We start from the raw sequence: 19,467 nt of genomic DNA, 5'->3' as shown, positions 1-19,467 counted from the left end.
ATCAGTGGAACAGATTTAAAGAACAGTCATAGGTTATTCAATGCAACCTACGAATCTGTAATAGATACTAACGGTTTGAAGTCTCTCACCGTCAATAATTTCAGGTTCTGATATGGTTATCTTTTCAATAAGCTCATTTAGCATTGATGCATCAAGCTCTATTGTGTCAGCATATTGTTTTATAAGATTAACCCATGATTTTGTATCTTCAATGGATTTCTGACTTTCAGATAACTTGTTTTCGATATGTTTTATTTTTTCATCAAGATTAGTTTGTTCTGTTTCATATTTTTCTGTCATTACTGTAAAATTTCTATCACTTATCTTTTTAGTCGCTCTATCTTCATAAAGTTGTGTAAAAATTTTATCAATTTCTGCAAGCCTTGTTTTATACAATTTTTGTTCTTTCAAAAGATTAGAAAGTTCTAATTTATTTTGTGTGCTAATTTTCTCAGATATTTTTTTTATAAGTTTTCCGTTATCTTTTATGGCAAGTCTTGCGTGTTTTTTAATATCTTCTAATACAACCGAATGTAAATCCCTTGCTTCAATCCAATGTTGTGTACAAGCTTTCTTACCATAAATACCATAGTTATTACAAAAGTATCCTACATTATCAATAGGTTCAGGTCTTTTCCTTCTATTAGCAGAGCTTGTACGCATAGCATAGCCACAATCAGCACATTTTACAAGTCCTGAAAATATATTATCATAACCCGTAGAAGTATTGACCCTTCTACTTTTTATTAGTCTTTGTACTAATTCAAAATCTTCTTTTGAAATAATAGGTTCATGCGTATTTTCAATAATAACCCATTCTTCTGGTTGCCTACAGGGTCTTTTCTGATTTTTCATTGATATGGCAGGTCTTTTATATCCTGCAAGATGTCCTGCATATACTGGATTTCTAAGAATATCTCTAACTGAGTTATTACTCCAAATATAACGTTTATCTTCATTGCCAGCAAAATATCTATCATAACTTATTTCACTGTATGCGCCTGGACGCATTATTTTTTCATCTGTTAATACTTGCCTTATTCTTGCGATTCCAAATCCTTGTTTAGCAAGAGCAAATATACGTCTTACAACAGGAGCTACTTCTTCATCAATTATTAGTAAATGCTTATTTTTAGGACTTTTCTTATAGCCATAGGGAGCAGAAGTTCCTAAAAACATTCCTTGCATAAACCTTGTTTTCTTAGCTGATTTTACTTTTCTTGAAACATCACGAGCATACATTTCATTTAGAATATTTTTAAATGGTGCTAAATCATTATTAATAGCATCTAAAGTATCCACTCCATCATTTAAAGCTATATATCTTACTCCACGCTCTGGAAAATATACTTCAAGATATGCCCCTGCTTCAAGATAATTCCTACCAAGCCTTGAAAGGTCTTTAGTTACTACACAATTAATCTTTCCATTGTCAATATCCTCAAGCATTCTCTTAAAATCTGGTCTATCAAAATCCAGTCCTGAAAAGCCATCATCAACATATATACCTGCTAATTTCCACCCTTGCTGTCTTACATATTGTGTCAACATTTCTTTTTGTGTTTGTATACTTGAACTCTCTGTAAGTTTTCCATCATCTTTTGAAAGTCTGCAATAAACTGCTGTATTATAATCTTTCTGTTGCCTTACCATTAAAAATCCTCCTTTTCGTTCAAAGACAACAGACCATACAATATTCTATTTTTAGTATAGCGCCGTTCTCTTTAGAATTTCAAGACAAATAAAAAACAGCTAAAAGACTTTCAATCTTAAAGCTGCTATCCCATTTTCTTTTCTATGTTTTTTATAATAACCTCTGTAAATGCATCTATAAGGCTTTTATTGCCTTTATAATAAGGTTTAACTACTATCTTAGTCTTAACTACCTTTGAACCCTTCTGTGGCTGTATATTCTTATTTTGTGTCATAAAATTTCTCCTTTCAGCGTAAAAATGCATAAAAAAAGTCTTTGGTTAATTTCAACCTAAGACTCTTTTTTATTATTTAAAAAATAATATTAACATTTAGTATTTCATCTACTTTATTCAAAAGCTCGTTTTTTACACTTTCTAAACTCTGATATTGCTTTGCATATTTTCTTTGCTCTTCAATGTTAGGTAACCCACTTTCATTTATTGGTATAATAATTTCTATATTTTTTATTATGTTTACTGTTACTCGCTTATTTTGCTCTCCATCTGCATGTTTCCTCAAAATTGAAGAAAGATATGCATAAACATAATATATATCAATAGTTTCTTTATATTCCTCTTTTAAGATTAATGCTCCACAATGTGTAGTCATACTAAACTTTCCTTTTCTATAAAAAACTGTACCTGCATAAACTCCGTCAGTAGTCCAAGTTATGCATTCGGTATCAAAATCAAAAGTACTTATTTTTGCGATTTCTCCATTATTTTTTGTTTGAGAAGAATACACAGGATATTCACCAATATTATTTACAAAATACTTGTGTGTATAAATTGATTTTCCTTTAAAAATATAAAACAAATCCTTAATTTTAATAGTAACTGATTTAGATATATCTGAATGGATAAAATTAAAATTATTAATTGTTTCTTTAAATTTTCTAATTTTATCTTTAAATTCTAATTCTACTGAACTACGTTTTACATATTGTTTTTGTGTTTTTTCACAAAAACTATCAGTTCCAATTATCATAGGCATTTCAATTTCTATATCTTTTATCATTGAAGGATACAATTTAGTAAACTCATCTTTACCATCTTCACCCTTTCTTCCTTTTGCAAGTTCTCTTAAAATTGGTTCAAGAATAAGTTTAACATAACCTAAATCAATATCTGTAAAACGAGGAATAAGGACTCCCCTATCTCCATTGGCTGAAAATTTACCATTGATAACTTTCATATATCCTGCAAAACCATTAGTCGCCCATGTTAAATAATTACCATCAAAATCATAAGTATCTATATATGTTAAAGGTGCTAAATTTGATGCTGAATAAACAGGAAAACTTCCCTTATGAGCATTACCATAACTTTTGGTATACTTTGAATATCCTTTTACTACGTCAAACAATTCATATAATTTAAAAGTTTTTATATCTACTAAGTTATCGTTTTTTTTTTCATCCAATTCTTTGAAGATAGACTGATACTCTGTAATTTCATTTGCAATATCACCAATAAAATTACTAAAATCAGACATCGTCATTGATGGCATTTTTTCAATTATTCCTAATTTTATTTTTTCTTCTTCTGACCACCATCTATCAATAATCCATCCTTTTTCAACAGTATTGATAAATTCATCAATATTAAATATTTTACAACGTAAATCTTTTGATTCAAAGAACGTTTTTGCTCCTTTAAATTGATTAAATAAATTTACAGCTGTCTCTAACTGATTTTCTCCAGTTTCAAATCTGTTTATATCCAATGTTTCTCCTATATCACTTACTAAATAAGAAAATACTGGTTCTGTTTGTATATCACTAATAGCATTTTTCTTAGTTAGTGCAATAATATACGTCTTCTTATTTGTAGTAAAAAATGTATTCAAAGGCAATGAAATAAGTGCATCAACATAACAATTTTCAAGTATGAATTTTCTTAAATTAGTATCATTCTGCCTATTTAAAATACCATCTGGGATTACAACAAAAGCTTTTCCATTAGGTTTTAAAGCTTTTACTATCCATTCCATAAATAGACCTTCTACCCCTAATCCATTTGTTTTATAATAAGCCTCTAAAATGGTGTCTTTTTTAATTTCATCTTTTAAATTACTGCTACCACTTGTTACATAAGGAGGATTAGTTAATATTAAATCATATTCATTTTCTACTGGGTCACGTAAAGTGCCTAATATAGAATTTGTTTTGAGAGTAAATGTATCATTAAAAAGCTTAGCAAAATCCTTTGTGGATTCAATATGTTCCTTAATAAGATCTGAAAAATATATCAGCATATTTGCTTTTGCTAATATAATAGTTTTTTGTTCTTCTCTATCGAATCCTTTATCAAAACCATGCAGTGTTATTTTAGAAGTTAGCTTACCATTTCTATCAACCGAATAATATCTTTTAATTTGTGGTAAAATTGCTTCCAACAAAAATTTACCTACACCACAAGCTGGGTCACAAACTGACATTCCTTCTTTAATATCTGCCATTTTAACCATTGGTTTAACAACCTTTAATGGTGTAAAAAATTGACCCCAATTTTTTTTGCTAATACTTTCTTTTAAAAAGCTTTCAAACAGCTTGCTTTTAAAATCATAATCAATTTTCTCAAGTTTACCATAATTTTTAAATCTAAATAGGATTTTTTTGAAAACGCCACTATACCCCTCAATAGCTTTATCATCTTTACTAACAAAAATTGTACCATTTATGATAGTTGTGTTATCTTTGTCATTTTTAGGAAATAATTCTTTAATTTTAATACGAATAGTCTTTGCATAAAATTCTAAAACTTCATCTTCTTTATTTGTTTTATACATTTCAATAAGTGTATCAAAATTATGTAATCCTTTTAAAACATTCAAATCACTAAGATATTTGAAAATAAAAATTTCTACGAAAGTATACAAACAGTTTTCCGGAGTAGCTCCACTTACTGCCCAAATATCCTGCCATATTTGTTTAGCTAAAGGTGTGGGATTCCTAAGCTCGGCTGATATAATTTGAGAATTATTTATATTTATGCATTCTTCCATTTTAATCAATAATTTTAATACCTCTGGACTACTATAGTCAAATATGGTTGAAATTACATTTCCATCTTCATCTAATATTTCTTCACCATTAATTCCATTAAGCCAAATTGTTTGAACCGTATCCGTAACAATAGCAATTTTTGCATTTAAAACCTTTGATACTTCTAAAGCCTGTTTAATTGCTTTATTTCGTTTTTTATCAGTATTAAACTCAGATGGTTTCTTATTTTCTATTACTGCAATTACTTTCTTACTATTTGATACAATTAATCCATCAGGTTTTCTATTTTCAATGTCGGCATAGTCAATATTTTCAATAATGCCACTTTCTTTCAAAGACTTAATAGAAGTTGCTCCAATGTTATAGAAATTCCAATTTCCTATCTTATAAGGACTATTAATTAAATTACGTTGAAACAATTCTTCACTCATGACTATCACCTCCATGCTCATTTTTTATCTTTTTAAAATATTCATCATCCCTTGTAGTAGGTATATGTTCTTGAAGATTTCTTATTCCGTTTTCATATATTTCTTTTTGTATAAGATATCTTATAGTATCAGTAAAATTCGTTTGTTTCTCAGCAAATTCAATTAAACTATTATCATCTTTATGAAAACGAAAAGAGTACCGTTCGGGCATACACACTCCCCCTTCTAAAAAATTGTATCATAACGAGATATGTATGTCAATAGCATACATATCTCAAACTATATTTCATTTTCCCATTCTTGTTTCTGCTTATTTTCATTAAATTTATTAAAAAGTTGTCGCCTTAGATTCTCTGGAATAAACTCAATAAATTCTTGATTAGCTTCATAAGCCTGTGCTAAATCTTCATTGGTGTATCTTAATTTGTTTATAAGTTCTAATTGCTTTGACCTTTCCTTATTAAAGTCTTTTTTCATATTTTCCAAATCTTTTTTAGCAGCTTTAACTTCTCCCATTAAAACATCTTTTTCTTTAACAAGTTGCTCCATAGATTTATTAAAGGAAATAGCTTTAGGATACCATTTTTCAAGTAGCTGTATAACCTTTGTTTTCTTTTTTCCTGCATTAAATACATTAATATCTTTCATAATATTCCTTATTTCTTCCATTTGAGCATTAAGACTTGTAGCTTGTTTGAATAGTCTTACTGGAATATGCTTTCTTTTAGTTTCAATTGCAGGTTCTCCCCTTTCAAATTCATTCCATCTTGAATGCATACATTCAAAGAAATCATCTTGCCATTTAGTCATTTTTACCCTATTCCCTAAAACATCTTTTGCACTTAATCTTTTATCTTGAGTTAATGGTACAAAACATAGGTGCATATGAGGTGTTTTTTCATCTAAATGTACTACTGCTGAAAATATATTTTCTTCTCCTATACGTTCTTTTAGAAAGTTTACAGCCCTTTCAAAATACTCTCTTATTTCAACATCTGATTTATCTTTAAAAAACTGTGGTGAAGCTCCAACAAAGGTATCCACAAACTTTACGCTATCACTTCTAACCTTACACTTAGCATTTTCTATTCTGCTTTGAATTTCATAATAATATGATTTTTCACACTTAATAATGTGATAATTATTAGAACTTCTATTTATATCAATATCAGGATTACTGTTATAAGCTTCTTTTTCTCTTTCATGATGCTTTTGTAGTGGCTTTGCAGGTCCTCCCTTATGTTTAGCAAATCTTAATATTGCATACATAACAAATCATCTTCTTTCTCAATATTTTTTTTAGAATGTCTCTGGAGTCTTCATATACTCATCACTGACTATAAAAAACACAAGGAAAATTCTTTTTTGAAGAATTTCCCTTGTGTTTTTTGCCTGATTTGCTCTTTCAAATTTTATTTTTAAACCTAAAATATCTTGCAAATCAGGCTCTCGTCATTGACGAGTATAACACACTATACTTTGTTCCAAAGTGTGTGGTCTTTGCAGACGGCAACAAAGGGCGCTGCCCTCTGTACTCCCTAAAATTGTTAAATGATACTACTATCACTTAACAATTTTATAGTTCCAATTCATCATCATTTTCCATATTGTTTTCAACTTGTAGCAAGTTTTCTATGTGGCAACCATAACGTCTAAAATATATGGATTGTATTGCCAATTCAAAATTATCTTCATCTAAACAATAAATAAATTCTGATGGTGATACTTCCATTGAACCATTAAAAAGATTAGCAGCAAGTCTTACAAGTTTTGATTCACCACTTGAGAAATCCTGTTCTTTCATCATAGTTTCAAAATCAATTCCATCACTACTCATATACTGACTTGTTTTTTTATATAGATTATTTTGAGTAGATAATAATAAATAAGCCACAGGCATATAATAGCAATCTATTTCTCCATCTTTATAAATACGTCTTTCCTTCTTTAAAAAATTAATTACATTATTTTTATGTTTTTCATTTTGAAAATATCTCATCATTAATTCCTCCTGTTATTTGATAATAAAAAAAGATATTGAAGAAAATATTTATTCTCAATATCCAATAATTTTATTTTAGGGTGTCGATGGGGTCGGTAAAGTCGATATTTTTACATGTACCACTACTTTAAAATATCGACACCCTAATATATCCTCTATAAAATTTTGAGTTAAGGGTCGATATTTTCTATTTTTTCTTCATTACCCATACATAGAAAATTATCGGCACCATCGACACTATCGACACCCAAACTTGTAAAACATACCAATTTAATTCCATTTATTTTCTTTGATTGATAATTTATAGCTTTTTTATTTTTCAATAACTCCTTATTTGAATTAAGTATTCTTGCCAAAACATTAGGTTTTACAGTAATAGAAGTATCTATCTTCTTTAACTCTGCGAGCAGTTCCTTGGAAGTTCCCTGAAAAATTTTCTTTTCAGTAATAAGCTTTTTTAATGCAGTTAGAATAGGCTCTTCCTTTGAAGTATTAGAATTATCTCCATAAGAAATTAATTTCCATACACTTTCTTCCTTGTCAAATTCAATGGATAAAAGCATATCTTCTATATCTCTCCCTGTGATGTGAAGTTTTGCCTTGTTTTCTGTACGGCTTTCTTTTTCAAGAATATAAATACCATCAACTGCACCAATAATACCTGTTGAACCTGAAACCATATTTACTGGGTCACTATCTTGCATTTTTCTAAGATGATGAACTAAAAGTATTGCTATATCATGAGTGTCTGCAATTACCTTTAGTTTTCTAACTTCATCATAGTCACTGGCATAAGCATTCTTATCATTTGAGTTATCTCTTATCCTTTGAAAAGTATCAATAGTAATCAATGAAGTATCAGGATATTCCTTTAAAAAGTTTTCAATCTGCACTTCTAAACCTTTTGACAGTTCTTTTGCTTCTGTTGAATAAAATGATTGCTCTGAACCTTCTTCTGTAATATGCGATAGTCTAAAATGTATTCTTTCAATTGTATCCTCCAAGGATAAATATAGTGTAGAGCTTTTTATTGTTTCAAAGTCCCAAACTTTTTCGCCTTTAGATATTTGATTACAAATCCATAGGGCAAGCCATGACTTACCGATTTTAGGGCTACCTGCAAGAATATGTAGTCCTGTTGGCATTATTTTAGAAATTACATATTTAAGTGGTTTCACCTCCATTTCCAGAAGTGTCTTGCCATCAATTACATTTAGCTTTAGCACTTCCTCTTTCATATTTTCTTTTTCCATTATTCCCACAATTCCACCTCCAGAAAATTTCTTTATATAAAAACTCCCAAGAGATTAAATTTTCCTCTTGAGAGTTTGAATATTGTATAGCTCTGTTTTATTCTCTGTAATTGATTGATATTACTCATTTTAAACTACCTTTTTATTAATTGCCCTTTAAGTCTGTCCTACTTCACTTGGCCTATAGGGACAATCTAAATGATGAAGTGCAATTAGTCTGTCTTGAATATTAGTTCCAGTTCCCATTTTAGGTGTACTTCCTATAATTATTCTTTTATTTCCGGACCTCATATCAGAAAATATTTCTTCACGTTGTATTTCATTTTTAGCATCGTGGATAAAACATATTTCATTTTCAGGAATTCCTTTATTTATTAGTTCTGCTTTAATTGAATCATAAACAGAAAAACGCCCATCTGAATTAGGCGTTCCAACATCACAAAATACTATTTGAGTTCCTTTTATACTTTCTGATTTTTTATATTCTTCATAAATATTTTCAATGCACTTATTAACCTTTGAATCTGTCTCATTTATTGCTTCTTTATTGATAAGCCTTGGATCAGTTCCCAAAAGTCTTGCTTCATTAGTTATCTTAAGCATATTATCTACAGAAGGATCAACCATGCCATTTCTAATTCTTTCAGCTCTTTCAACATAGTTTTCCATTTCATGTTTTATAAACTCACTTGGCTCTGAAGATACTAAAATATATTTATCATCTTTAAGTTTTGGCACTGGAAGCTTTAACATATCTGAAGTTTGAACATCTGCTATATTTTTAAATAAGGTCATAAGCTCTGGAAGGTTTGTAAACTTTGAAAACCTGCTTCTAAACCTATAACCTGTACCTTCTGGAGCAAGTTCTAATGAGGAAACCACTTCACCAAAGCTAGCTGCCCAAGCATCAAAATGCTGTATTCCTCGCCTTTCCAGTTCATGATTTTGAAGATATCTTTGCATTACATACATTTCTGTCATAGAATTTGAAATAGGAGTTCCTGTAGCAAATATTACTCCCCTGCCTTCATTTATCTCATGGATATATTGGCATTTCATAAGCATATCACTGGCTTTTTTAGCTCTTGTATTGGATATTCCAGCCACATTTCTCATTTTAGAAAATACTGCACAGTTTTTATAATAATGTGCTTCATCTACAAACATAGTGTCAATACCAAGCTCTTCAAAGTTTATAACATCATCCTTTCTTGATTCATCAAGAAGTTTTTTAAGTTCACTCTCTAAACTCTTTTTAAATTTCTCCATCTGCTTTATAGACCAGTTTTCTCCTCGCTCTCTTTTAGTAGCTTCTATGGCATAGGTCATTTGCTCAATTTGATAGTTTAACATTCTTTCTTGTCTTTCCTTTGAAATTGGTATTTTTTCAAATTGCGTATGACCTATAATTATTGCATCATAAGCGCCTGTAGCAATTCTACTTACAAACCTTCTTCTGTTTTGCTTTTCAAAGTCTTTCTTTGTAGTAACTAAAATATTAGCTGATGGATATAATCTTAAAAATTCTGCTCCCATCTGCTCTGTTAAATGATTAGGCACTACAAATATGTTTTTCTTAGAAAGCCCTAGTCTTTTAAGCTCCATTGCACTTGCTATCATTTCAAAGCTCTTTCCAGCACCAACACAATGAGCAAGAAGGGTACTTCCACCATATAAAATTCTAGCTATAGCATTTACTTGATGCTGTCTAAGTTTAATATCTGGATTCATTCCAGGGAAAGTTAAATGACTCCCATCATACTCTCTAAGCCTTATGTTATTAAAGTTTTCATTATAGAATTCAACATACTTCTTTCTTCTGTCAGGATCTCTGAATATCCAGTTCTTAAATTCTTCCTTAATCTGATTTTGTTTTTCTCTAGCAAGCATAGTTTCCTTTTGATTAATTACATATCTTACAGTATCGCCTTCTTCTATTCTGTCTTTTACAGTAACTGTTCTAAGGTTTAAAGTTTCTTCAACAATATAGTAAGCATTAAGCCTTTTAGTTCCAAAGGTTTCTGTTGCTGCCACGGAATAACCATCTATACCTTTGTTTTCAATAACCCAAGATGCATTAAAATTATTATAATGAACTTTTATTTCATTGCTGCTATAACGAGAACCTGAGTTTTGTGCATACTTAGGAGTTCCTAAGGTTTCATAAATAAATTTTTCTATATCTCCTTCTTCAATCCATGTTGTTCCAAGCCTTATGTCAATTTCACTAGCCTCTAAATTTACTGGCTGAACTTTTTCTAAGGCTTCTACATTTTGTGTAAAAAGCTCTGGATTAGTTTCAGCATAAAGCTTTGCCAATTTTAATTTCTGCCTTACATTACCGCTTAAATATTCATCTTGAGTTTCCCAGCCTTGAAGTAAATCATCTTTATTATATTTTTCAGGATTTAAGAATATTAAACCCTTAAGTTCATTTATAATGTTCTCTCTTGTGCTATCATAAATTTCTAACATTAGCGATAAGTCTACTGTTCCTTTTTCATTTAGACTTACAGTAAGAGCTTCAATGGCTGTATCAACTTCTGTTATCTTTATCTGAGACCTTATAGTTTGTTTAGTAAACATATCAGCTTTAGTAACATTTTTGTTTTCATCTACTGCTTCAAGAGAACATAAGAGAGGATAATCATTGTCATCTCTAAATGCTGTATTATTAGTTCTTGCTGTTATATATCCATAATTTTTAACAAATGTATCATACCTTTTATTCAATATTTCCTGCTTTTCTTTTAACTCTTCTTGGGTGCATCCATTTGTTTGAATATCTATTATTTCTCTAGTGATTTCCCTTATAGCATGAAGTCCCTTTATTCTCTCTAAAATCTTTCCTGAAGCTTCAATCTTTCTCATTACAGCATTTTCTCTATAATAAAGCTGGTTATCTATAAAGGTATAGGTATAATTTCTAACATTAGGATCAGCAGGAATAAAATCTTTCGCAGTATCTTCTTCTCTTTCAAAACTTACTATATTAGCATTTAGATTTTGAACTGCTTTAGCTAAAGCTTCACTTAAATCAAAATTTTCATCATCATTAACTAAGGTTGTGTATTTACTGCCTTCACCAAACATTCTCTGGTCAAAAACCATCTTTCCAAGAAGCATTTCTGGATTATCAAGAAAATATTCATTTATAGGCACTCCATCTTCTGTTTTTGCAACATGAAGCCAATTTTCTTCTACAACCTGTAGCCTTTCTCTCTTTTGAAGAAATATAATATCCGCTGTAACATCTGTATTGGCATTTGATTTAAAGGCAGTATTAGGAAGTCTTATAGCTCCAATTAGTTCTGCTCTTTCTGCAATATACTTTCTTACACTATTGTTTTCTTTATCCATAGTACCTTTAGAAGTTATAAAAGCTATAATTCCACCTGGTCTTACTTTATCTAAAGCTTTAGCAAAAAAGTAATCGTGTATTAAAAAATTATATTTATCATATTTAGGATCATGAAGTTTATAATCTCCAAAGGGAACATTACCTATAGCAACATCAAAGAAATTATCTGGATAGTTATTTTCTTCAAAGCCTTGTATTTTAATATTCGCCTTTTGATAGAGCTGCTTTGCTATTCTTCCTGAAATATCATCAAGCTCCACTCCATATAGCTTAGAATCTTTCATGCTGTCTGGAAGCATAGAAAAGAAATTTCCAACTCCCATGGAAGGTTCTAATATATTTCCTGTTTTAACCCCAAAGCTTTCAAGCGCCTTATAAATTCCTTCAATTACTGTAGGTGAAGTGTAATGAGCATTAGGTGTAGACGCTCTTGCAGATACATATTCCTCAGGAGTAAGTAGTGCCTTTAGCTCTGTATATTCACTATTCCATCCTGTACTATTAATATCAAAGGCTTGAGCCATACCTCCCCATCCTACGTATTTAGCAAGTATTTTTTGTTCTTCTGGTGTTGCCAATCTATTTTCTTCTTCAATAACCTTTAAAGCTTTAATAGCTTCTATATTGTTTCTAAATTTAGTTTTAAGTCCTCCAACTCCAATTTCATCTTCTGGACTATAGCTGTAGTTTATTTTCTCATCTTTTTCTTTTGCATTTGTTTTTTCTTTAGATTCAGATTTTCTATTAACTTCATTGTTATTTAGCCACCCTAAAATATTAGTTTCATAATTTTCTATGGCTTTATTTTTATAATCTTCCCAAGTTGAATTTTTATTTGTAACGCTACCTTCTGTATTTATTAAGGAGTTTATTTTATTTACAGCTGCATTAATCTCCATATCATTAAAGCTAATATCCTTTATTATGTTATTAATTGCATTTTGAATATTTTCTAACTTACTTCCTATATTTACTTCTTCTAATGCTATTTGACTTGTAATAAAGTTTGATATATTTTGCAAAGTCTTTGAGTAAAGATTCTTTTCTAGAGTTTCATCAAATTCTAAGCTTTTATGATAATCAGTATTTAGTGCTTTTATTTTATAAATAACCTGTTCATAGATTTTATCTTGAATATCTTCAATATTAGTAGTTTCACTTTTTTCTTGCTTATTATTGTTTATTTTTTCAGTTTTAATTGTTTCATTAATATTTTCAGGCATTAAAAAAGAGCCACTTTTTTGTGACTCAAAAATATCTATTTGCTTTATCTCACTTTGTACACTATTTCGTGAAGAACTATCTCCTCTGCTATTTCCTTTATTCTCTTCCTGTGCTTGAAGCTCTCCGTTGTATTCTCTGGATTCATTATTGGATCTGTTTTCAGCATTTGCTCCATTAATACTTCCAGCCTCTGATAAGCTTCCTCGTTCACCTGATGCATTTTCTCCATCAGTTCCCCTTGTGCTAGAAGTAAGCTGTATCTGCTGTGATGATTCTCCTTTAGATAATTCATTGCCATCTGTCCGTACTTCCCTAAGGGTTTCTGATCCACTTCCTTGTCCTTGGATATTTGTATCTCTGGATAAAATATTCCGTCTATCTCCTTGTAACTTAAGTTTAAGTTCTCTTTCATAACTTTTTTCGCTCCTTTGCTCTCTTATTATTTTTACTATTTCACTTTCAAATTCTCTAAGAATTTGCTGAGATATATTGCATACAGAATTTCCAAGTCTAAAAGTTAATGGCAGCATATTAAAATGATTTATTACTCTAAAGCTATTTTCATTGTAAAAGTTTGAAGCTTCTATTCCACATCTTTTTCCCACCATGTAATTTATACTTTCAAGAATAGTTTGAGTAAAACAACTTATAAACCCTTCTTCTGGTAAACTTTCAAGCCACGTTTCTTTAATATCCTGTTCATAGCCTTCTAAAATATTATCAAAGCTTTCATTAACCTTAATATCTGTAAGCTGTAATATCAATTCTTCAATAGAACTACAATTTAACTCATATTTTTCATTTATACTTTCTAAAAGTTTTTCACAAATAGCATCACTTAACTTCCATAGCTTAGGAATGGTATGAGGTTCTCCATTAGTGTCTTTAATATCAAATAAATAGGTTAACTTAAGAGTTGGCATTGAGGTATCAAAGACTGCTATGCTTCTTGTTCCCCTGTTTACATATCTTCCTATTTTTTTATTCCAAATTTCCATAGTAGCAACCATTGTTGAATCAGGTCTTTGAGCATAAATTAAAACTGCATTATCAAAGTTATATTTATAAATTTTTGCTGCAAAGTCTAAGAACTCTTTCCACTCCTTTTTATTGCTTGTAACTATTCTTGTTACTTTTTCGTAGATTTCTCTTACCTCTGTTATTCTACTCATCAAGTACCTCCTTCCCCTGTGTTTCAAAATATAGTTTTAAAGCCTTATCAATAATCTCTTCAATCTCTGGCTGTTTAACTTCTGGTGCAAAATATTTGCTTATCAATTTTGGCTTCAATTTTATAGCAGTAGGTTTATTTGATTTTGTTTTCTTGTTAAGTTCTCCTGAAAGAATTGAATAAGCTGTTTCTTCATTCAGTTTCCCTTTCTCTGAATAATCCCTAAGTACTTCGGCTTTTTTCATGTCTAATTTATAATTATTTTCTGTTGTAATTTCTACAATCATATTTTGATGTTCTTCTGATAAATATGATAAATCTACACCTGCTCTTATAGATATTTCCTCTTTATCTATAAATTCTTTTATTTCATCTATTAACTTGAAGATTCTTAAATATCTTGCTATAGAATTTTTAGAAAGTTTATAAGTTTCACCTATTTCTTCGTGGGTTCTTAACTTTTTCCCCAATGGGGAAAAGGTTGCATCTTCCTTGATTTCATTGGATTTAGAAAGTCTTTCTATCTCATTTAATAGGTCATTTCTAATTCCTTGATTAGCCATAGCTTTGTGCCTTGTAAAAATAATTGCAGCTCTTTCTGAATGAAGTAAATCTGAAAATGATCTTTGCATTGTATTTGTTTCAGTAACAATTAAAGTAGCTTCATCTTCAGTAAGTCCTTCCTTAATAACTGCTGGTACTTTAAGTATTCCTGCAAGTTTTGCAGCATTTACTCTATTGTGACCAGATAGGATCTGATAGCTTGTACCTATAGGTCTTATAACTATAGGTACTATAACTCCAAACTCCTTAATACTTTCTATCATATCATTTAATCTTTCACCTTCATACAGCTTAAAAGGGTGATTACTAAAAGGCACAAGTTTTTCTATTTCAATCTCTGCTATTCCTGAATTAGTTTCTTTTTCAGATGAGATATCTCCAAACATATCATCTAAGCTCATTAACTTTCTCTCACTCATATTGCAGCCACCTCCTTAGCAAATTCTCTATATGCAATGGATACTTTATTTTTAGAATCATATTCTATGGTACTCTTACTTTTCATATTAGCCTCGCCAACCTTAACTGAAGTTGGTATCTTATTCTGAAAAATATTTATTCTGCTTCCATAAGCATCCTGAATTATTGCTAACACTTCCTTTGATAACTTCATTCTTTCTGCATACATTGTAAGAAGTATCCCATCAACCTCAATATTAGGATTTATTCTCTTTTTAACTCTTATAATATTCCTAAGAAGTAACTCCAATCCTTTAGCTGAAAGATATTGAGGAGTAACAGGAATAATAACACTATCACAAGCTGCAAGAGCATTTATAGTAAGCATTCCAAGTGATGGAGAACAATCAATAATAACGTAATCATAATCAGTTTTCACTTCATCAACTATAGATTTTAAAACCAATTCTCTGCTCATAACATTAACAAGGGCTATTTCAATTGCTGATAACTCTAAGCTACAAGGAATAATATCAATGTTTCCTGTTGAAATAATATACTCTTCCTTTTTAGGTAAGTTTTTTTCCTCAATAGCCAGTGCCATAAGATTATATATTGTTGTTTTTATACTGTCCGTATTATCATAACCAAAGCATACTGTTAAGCTGCTCTGCGGATCGAAATCTATAAGCAATACCTTCTTTCCCATTTCTGCTAATGCATATCCTAAGTTTAAAGTTGTTACGGTTTTCGCTACACCTCCTTTTTGATTCACGATAGAAATTACTTTACTTTTACACATTTTTACCATCCACCTTTATAAATTTATTTTTCCTGTTTTTCTAATTCACACTATTTAATTTAATATTACACTTATAAATGTAATTATTCAAGAAGAATCTTTTGTTTTTATCAATTATTTTTATTATTATTGAAAATTCACATTAAAAAGTGTATATTTAAATTTAAGGATGGTGAATCACATGCAATTAACTATGGGTGAAAAAATTCGTATTTTAATAAAAAGAAAAAATATTACTATATCGGAGCTGGCAAGATTAATTGGAACAACTAATCAAAATTTATCCAATAAACTATCACGTGATAATTTCTCAGAAAAAGAGCTCCAGCAAATTGCTGAAGCTCTTGGATGCAGGTTTGAAGGATATTTTATTTTTGAGGATGGGGAAAAAATTTAATTATATAAAGGCTATAAGTTATGTTTAAGTTTTTATAGTCTTTTTATGCCCTTACTTTAAATATTAAAAAATATTCTTAATCACATATCTTGATACGAATCCTATTCCTTGAAGCATATCGAAATATTTTTCCAATCTTTTCTTGAGTTCAAATGTATCTTCAAAATCATCTCCGATAATTTTAATTATATATTCAACATCTCTTTCATATACTCCCAAATCAAGTAACATTTTCTTTTGTTTTGAAGTTGAAAAATAAAGATACTCAATTGTATTAATTACTTTATTATTTAAAACCTCTATTATAGACTTATTGGTTAATTCCAGTTCCATAAAGTATTTAATTAATATCACCTTTGTATAAAAATTGTGCTCGATATAACTCATTTTCATATTTATCGTAGTTGATATTACGTTATCTATATCTTTACTTTTAAAGTATTTTTTGGTATTATCGACTATTGTTTTAATTTTAGGTCTACTCCTATTTAAAAGGTTGTTTATAATATTAGCTCTATAGTTATCATTCTTTCCTTCAGCAACATAATACAAATGCTTAATTAAATTTAATCTCCCATACCTTTCGTTGTTTAAAAACGCTAATAACTCTCTTAAAATTTCATATTTTTTCTCTTTATATCTGTAATAAATTGCTTTCACAGTTTCAAACCTATGTTTACTGCCTATGTTAGTAAGGTAATCATCTATTGTAATTCCCAACTCTTCAAGAAAAGCTATTACATCTGGATGTTCCATTATATTACCTTTTTGAATGTCTATATCTTTACTTTCATCTGTCAATTCAAATTTTATACTTTTTATTGCATCAATTTTATTATATTCTGGATCAGTCGGTGCCTTTAAATAATATGCAGTTCCTACAAAATGTTTATTAAGCCTTCCTGTTCTACCAACTAAGTTATAAAAATCGAAAGCTGAAAAATCCGAATTATTATCATTTCTATCTGACATCCTAGATGGTTTTGTAATTATTATACTTTGAGCTGTAGTATTTACACCTTCAAGCAAAGTTGAAGTACACAATAGTCTATTGAAAATCGAACTACTTTCATAAAAATCTAATTGAAACATTCTTGTACCAATTGGTATCTGTCCATTGTGTATAAGATACCCTCTCTCCATTGCTTTGATAACACACCAATCCTCATGAATTTCATCTCTTGCCCATTCCAAAAAGTATTTTGCAGATTCGTCAATATCATTAATAATAGGCTCTTTAGAAACAAATTCATTTACATATTTATATATTCCTGTTACTGTAGGGAAATATATTAATGTCTTTTTGTCTGTTATAACTTCTTTTAATAAACGTTGACACTCAACATATCTATCTTCATGTCTTAATATCTTAATAGTTTTTACATCATTTACAACCGGGGAATATAATGTATTGTAAAATACTGGCTTTTTGTCAAGTTGTTCAATATCTTCTACTGATTTTATAAAAGGTGCTAATAAGACATATTTTTTAGCTTTTTGTGCTAAATGATAATATGCCATATTCAAGACTAAAACCCTATCATTTTTTTCGTCACTTTCAAGTTTATATACTTCATCAATAACTAAAAAGTCAATTTGCTCAATCATTTTATATGCGCTTTCTTGAACAACTCTGTCGTGGGTGATAACAAATATATTTTTTTGCTCGAAATCATATTTTTTTTCTTCATCAATGTGTGTATGAATTTTATATTTTGAAAACAATCTATGATACTTTTTTATTATTTTTTTTATATATTCTTCTATTAAAGCTAAAGTTGGAACAATTAGAACAATATTATTAGGCATATACCGAGCTATATATTCAAAGACACAAAATGTTTTCCCAAAGCTTGTTGGTGCACTTACTATTAACGCATCATTCTCTTTTATTTTTTCAATAATTTCAATTTGTTCTGGATGCAAAGATATTTCATCATCAAGCTGCGATTTTGCAAATGCAGAATAAATAATTGAATCCAACGTATAATCATTAGAATAGACTGTCAAATCTAATGCAAATAAATTATCAGCAAGTTCTCTAGCTTTTTGGGTAGGATTTGATGAATCAGATAATGATCGTATATAAAACTCTCTTAACTTTTGAGGATCAACACTATTTTGATTTAGCTTCATAGTCTGCCATCCTTTCCGCTATAGCTTGAGTAAATACTCCTATCATTTTACTTTTATTTATAATTGGCAAAGAAACAATTATATAACTTGTATTTAATCCTAAAATGTTCTTTGTTTTTATTTTATTAAGTTTTTCAAATATATCATCTGGTGTTGTATCTTCACCATGTGCTATAAAAATAGGGATTCCTATATTTTTTACACTCGCCTTTTTTATAAAATCTTCAACTGAAAGACTTAATTCTATAGTATCGGCATAAATTTCTCCGAATATGCCCATATTATTTCTTAAAAACCTATTACTTAGCATTAACACAAATTCATCTCTAACTTGCTGCTCATAAGTCTTTAAAGATTCATTAATTAATCCAGTTCCATTTGATAATGATTTACTTAGCTTTGACTCTCCTAAAAGAATCATATCCTTTTCACGAGAGTAAAATAGTGTATCAATTCCATAAACATTCATATTAGGATCTGTAGTTAAAAGTACTTTAGGAATTATACAATCAAACTTAAAATACTCTGATAGTAAATTACAAAATATATATTCACCTATTTTTCCCATTTTATCTAATCTTACTTTAAGATATCCATCACCAGTATCATCAATCTCATATTCTTCCTTTAGAATTCTTATAACTTCACTTTCTATTTCTGCTGGAATTCGTTCAATATTATGCTCATCAATATATAATCTTAAAAGTTTAAACAATGTAACATAATTTTTAATAGTTGGTTCAAATTTTAAATTCATTTTATTTTCAGCATATCTTAATAATCTACTCTCATTAAAGAAATAATCAAATAAGCCTCTATAGAAATTATATGAATCTTTCATATCTATATGCAAAAAAGTCGTTTGTTCATTATGTATAAAAACTGTAAAATCATTGAATACTTGTGTTTTTGTAGAAACCATTATTAACCCTTTCTAGTTTATACCAATATATTTTATAAATATTTACAATATTATATTATTCTACAAAACCCATTATATTCCTTTATAAAACAGTCACATTATT

At 29.3% G+C, this 19,467-nt stretch carries 13 protein-coding genes; 1 reads left to right on the top strand and 12 read right to left on the bottom strand.

The features are described from left to right. Positions 1-33: 33 nt before the first annotated feature. The 10 genes from T514_RS24600 to T514_RS0113200 form a co-directional block, all read right to left on the bottom strand. Complete coding sequence (locus tag T514_RS24600; protein WP_034869754.1) at positions 34-1,653, bottom strand: recombinase family protein; 1,620 nt, start codon at positions 1,651-1,653, stop codon at positions 34-36. Positions 1,654-1,778: 125 nt separating this feature from the next. Continuing rightward, positions 1,779-1,928 (bottom strand): hypothetical protein, encoded by a 150-nt coding sequence (locus T514_RS26660; RefSeq protein WP_156939912.1) that lies wholly within the window; start codon positions 1,926-1,928, stop codon positions 1,779-1,781. A 76-nt stretch (positions 1,929-2,004) separates the two neighbouring features. Continuing rightward, entirely contained in the window at positions 2,005-5,133 is a 3,129-nt protein-coding gene (locus T514_RS27195; RefSeq protein ID WP_207640937.1) for an N-6 DNA methylase, read from the bottom strand. Then, positions 5,126-5,344 carry a hypothetical protein gene (locus T514_RS24590; protein WP_034869095.1) on the bottom strand — a complete coding sequence of 73 codons (219 nt, stop codon included), beginning with the start codon at positions 5,342-5,344 and terminating at the stop codon, positions 5,126-5,128. Before T514_RS24590 ends, T514_RS27195 begins: the two co-directional genes overlap by 8 nt. A 68-nt stretch (positions 5,345-5,412) precedes the next feature. Then, on the bottom strand, positions 5,413-6,402 hold the full coding sequence (gene mobV, locus T514_RS0113230) for a MobV family relaxase (RefSeq protein WP_027625218.1): 990 nt from the start codon (positions 6,400-6,402) through the stop codon (positions 5,413-5,415). A 307-nt stretch (positions 6,403-6,709) separates the two neighbouring features. After that, positions 6,710-7,135, bottom strand: a complete 426-nt coding sequence (locus T514_RS0113220) for a DUF6075 family protein (RefSeq protein WP_242850601.1) — start codon at positions 7,133-7,135, stop codon at positions 6,710-6,712. Between the two features lie 170 nt (positions 7,136-7,305). After that, entirely contained in the window at positions 7,306-8,388 is a 1,083-nt protein-coding gene (locus tag T514_RS24585; RefSeq protein ID WP_242850603.1) for an AAA family ATPase, read from the bottom strand. A 156-nt stretch (positions 8,389-8,544) separates the two neighbouring features. Then, positions 8,545-14,145, bottom strand: a complete 5,601-nt coding sequence (locus T514_RS24580; RefSeq protein WP_242850600.1) for an Eco57I restriction-modification methylase domain-containing protein — start codon at positions 14,143-14,145, stop codon at positions 8,545-8,547. After that, positions 14,138-15,127, bottom strand: coding sequence for a ParB/RepB/Spo0J family partition protein (locus tag T514_RS0113205; RefSeq protein ID WP_027625216.1), 990 nt, complete (start codon positions 15,125-15,127; stop codon positions 14,138-14,140). The genes T514_RS24580 and T514_RS0113205 overlap by 8 nt, the downstream gene beginning before the upstream one ends. Further along, positions 15,124-15,909: a ParA family protein gene (locus T514_RS0113200; RefSeq protein WP_027625215.1), complete on the bottom strand. Its 786-nt coding sequence runs from the start codon at positions 15,907-15,909 to the stop codon at positions 15,124-15,126. The genes T514_RS0113205 and T514_RS0113200 overlap by 4 nt, the downstream gene beginning before the upstream one ends. 181 nt (positions 15,910-16,090) lie before the next feature. Here T514_RS0113200 and T514_RS0113195 point away from each other — a divergent pair, with 181 nt between their 5' ends. Beyond that, positions 16,091-16,306, top strand: a complete 216-nt coding sequence (locus tag T514_RS0113195) for a helix-turn-helix transcriptional regulator (protein ID WP_027625214.1) — start codon at positions 16,091-16,093, stop codon at positions 16,304-16,306. A gap of 63 nt (positions 16,307-16,369) precedes the next feature. Here the strand turns inward: T514_RS0113195 and T514_RS0113190 are convergent, their stop codons facing one another. Then, a complete protein-coding gene (locus tag T514_RS0113190) occupies positions 16,370-18,442 on the bottom strand; it encodes a DEAD/DEAH box helicase (RefSeq protein ID WP_027625213.1) in 2,073 nt (690 codons plus the stop codon). Continuing rightward, positions 18,423-19,364 carry a Hachiman antiphage defense system protein HamA gene (locus tag T514_RS0113185; RefSeq protein WP_027625212.1) on the bottom strand — a complete coding sequence of 314 codons (942 nt, stop codon included), beginning with the start codon at positions 19,362-19,364 and terminating at the stop codon, positions 18,423-18,425. The genes T514_RS0113190 and T514_RS0113185 overlap by 20 nt, the downstream gene beginning before the upstream one ends. Positions 19,365-19,467 lie beyond the last annotated feature (103 nt).

It is taken from the genome of Clostridium lundense DSM 17049 (assembly GCF_000619945.1).
Taxonomy (GTDB): Bacteria; Bacillota; Clostridia; order Clostridiales; family Clostridiaceae; genus Clostridium_AO; species Clostridium_AO lundense.
The sequence above is the reverse complement of the archived record's forward strand: the minus strand, read 5'-3'. Positions and strand labels throughout refer to the sequence as shown.

What these genes read in the sequence shown, in the direction of transcription:
- T514_RS24600 (WP_034869754.1), bottom strand. Translation starts at nt 1,653, where the DNA reads ATGGTAAGGCAACAGAAAGATTATAATACAGCAGTTTATTGCAGACTT.
- T514_RS26660 (WP_156939912.1), bottom strand. Translation starts at nt 1,928, where the DNA reads ATGACACAAAATAAGAATATACAGCCACAGAAGGGTTCAAAGGTAGTT.
- T514_RS27195 (WP_207640937.1), bottom strand. Translation starts at nt 5,133, where the DNA reads ATGAGTGAAGAATTGTTTCAACGTAATTTAATTAATAGTCCTTATAAG.
- T514_RS24590 (WP_034869095.1), bottom strand. Translation starts at nt 5,344, where the DNA reads ATGCCCGAACGGTACTCTTTTCGTTTTCATAAAGATGATAATAGTTTA.
- mobV (WP_027625218.1), bottom strand. Translation starts at nt 6,402, where the DNA reads ATGTATGCAATATTAAGATTTGCTAAACATAAGGGAGGACCTGCAAAG.
- T514_RS0113220 (WP_242850601.1), bottom strand. Translation starts at nt 7,135, where the DNA reads ATGATGAGATATTTTCAAAATGAAAAACATAAAAATAATGTAATTAAT.
- T514_RS24585 (WP_242850603.1), bottom strand. Translation starts at nt 8,388, where the DNA reads ATGGAAAAAGAAAATATGAAAGAGGAAGTGCTAAAGCTAAATGTAATT.
- T514_RS24580 (WP_242850600.1), bottom strand. Translation starts at nt 14,145, where the DNA reads ATGAGTAGAATAACAGAGGTAAGAGAAATCTACGAAAAAGTAACAAGA.
- T514_RS0113205 (WP_027625216.1), bottom strand. Translation starts at nt 15,127, where the DNA reads ATGAGTGAGAGAAAGTTAATGAGCTTAGATGATATGTTTGGAGATATC.
- T514_RS0113200 (WP_027625215.1), bottom strand. Translation starts at nt 15,909, where the DNA reads ATGTGTAAAAGTAAAGTAATTTCTATCGTGAATCAAAAAGGAGGTGTA.
- T514_RS0113195 (WP_027625214.1), top strand. Translation starts at nt 16,091, where the DNA reads ATGCAATTAACTATGGGTGAAAAAATTCGTATTTTAATAAAAAGAAAA.
- T514_RS0113190 (WP_027625213.1), bottom strand. Translation starts at nt 18,442, where the DNA reads ATGAAGCTAAATCAAAATAGTGTTGATCCTCAAAAGTTAAGAGAGTTT.
- T514_RS0113185 (WP_027625212.1), bottom strand. Translation starts at nt 19,364, where the DNA reads ATGGTTTCTACAAAAACACAAGTATTCAATGATTTTACAGTTTTTATA.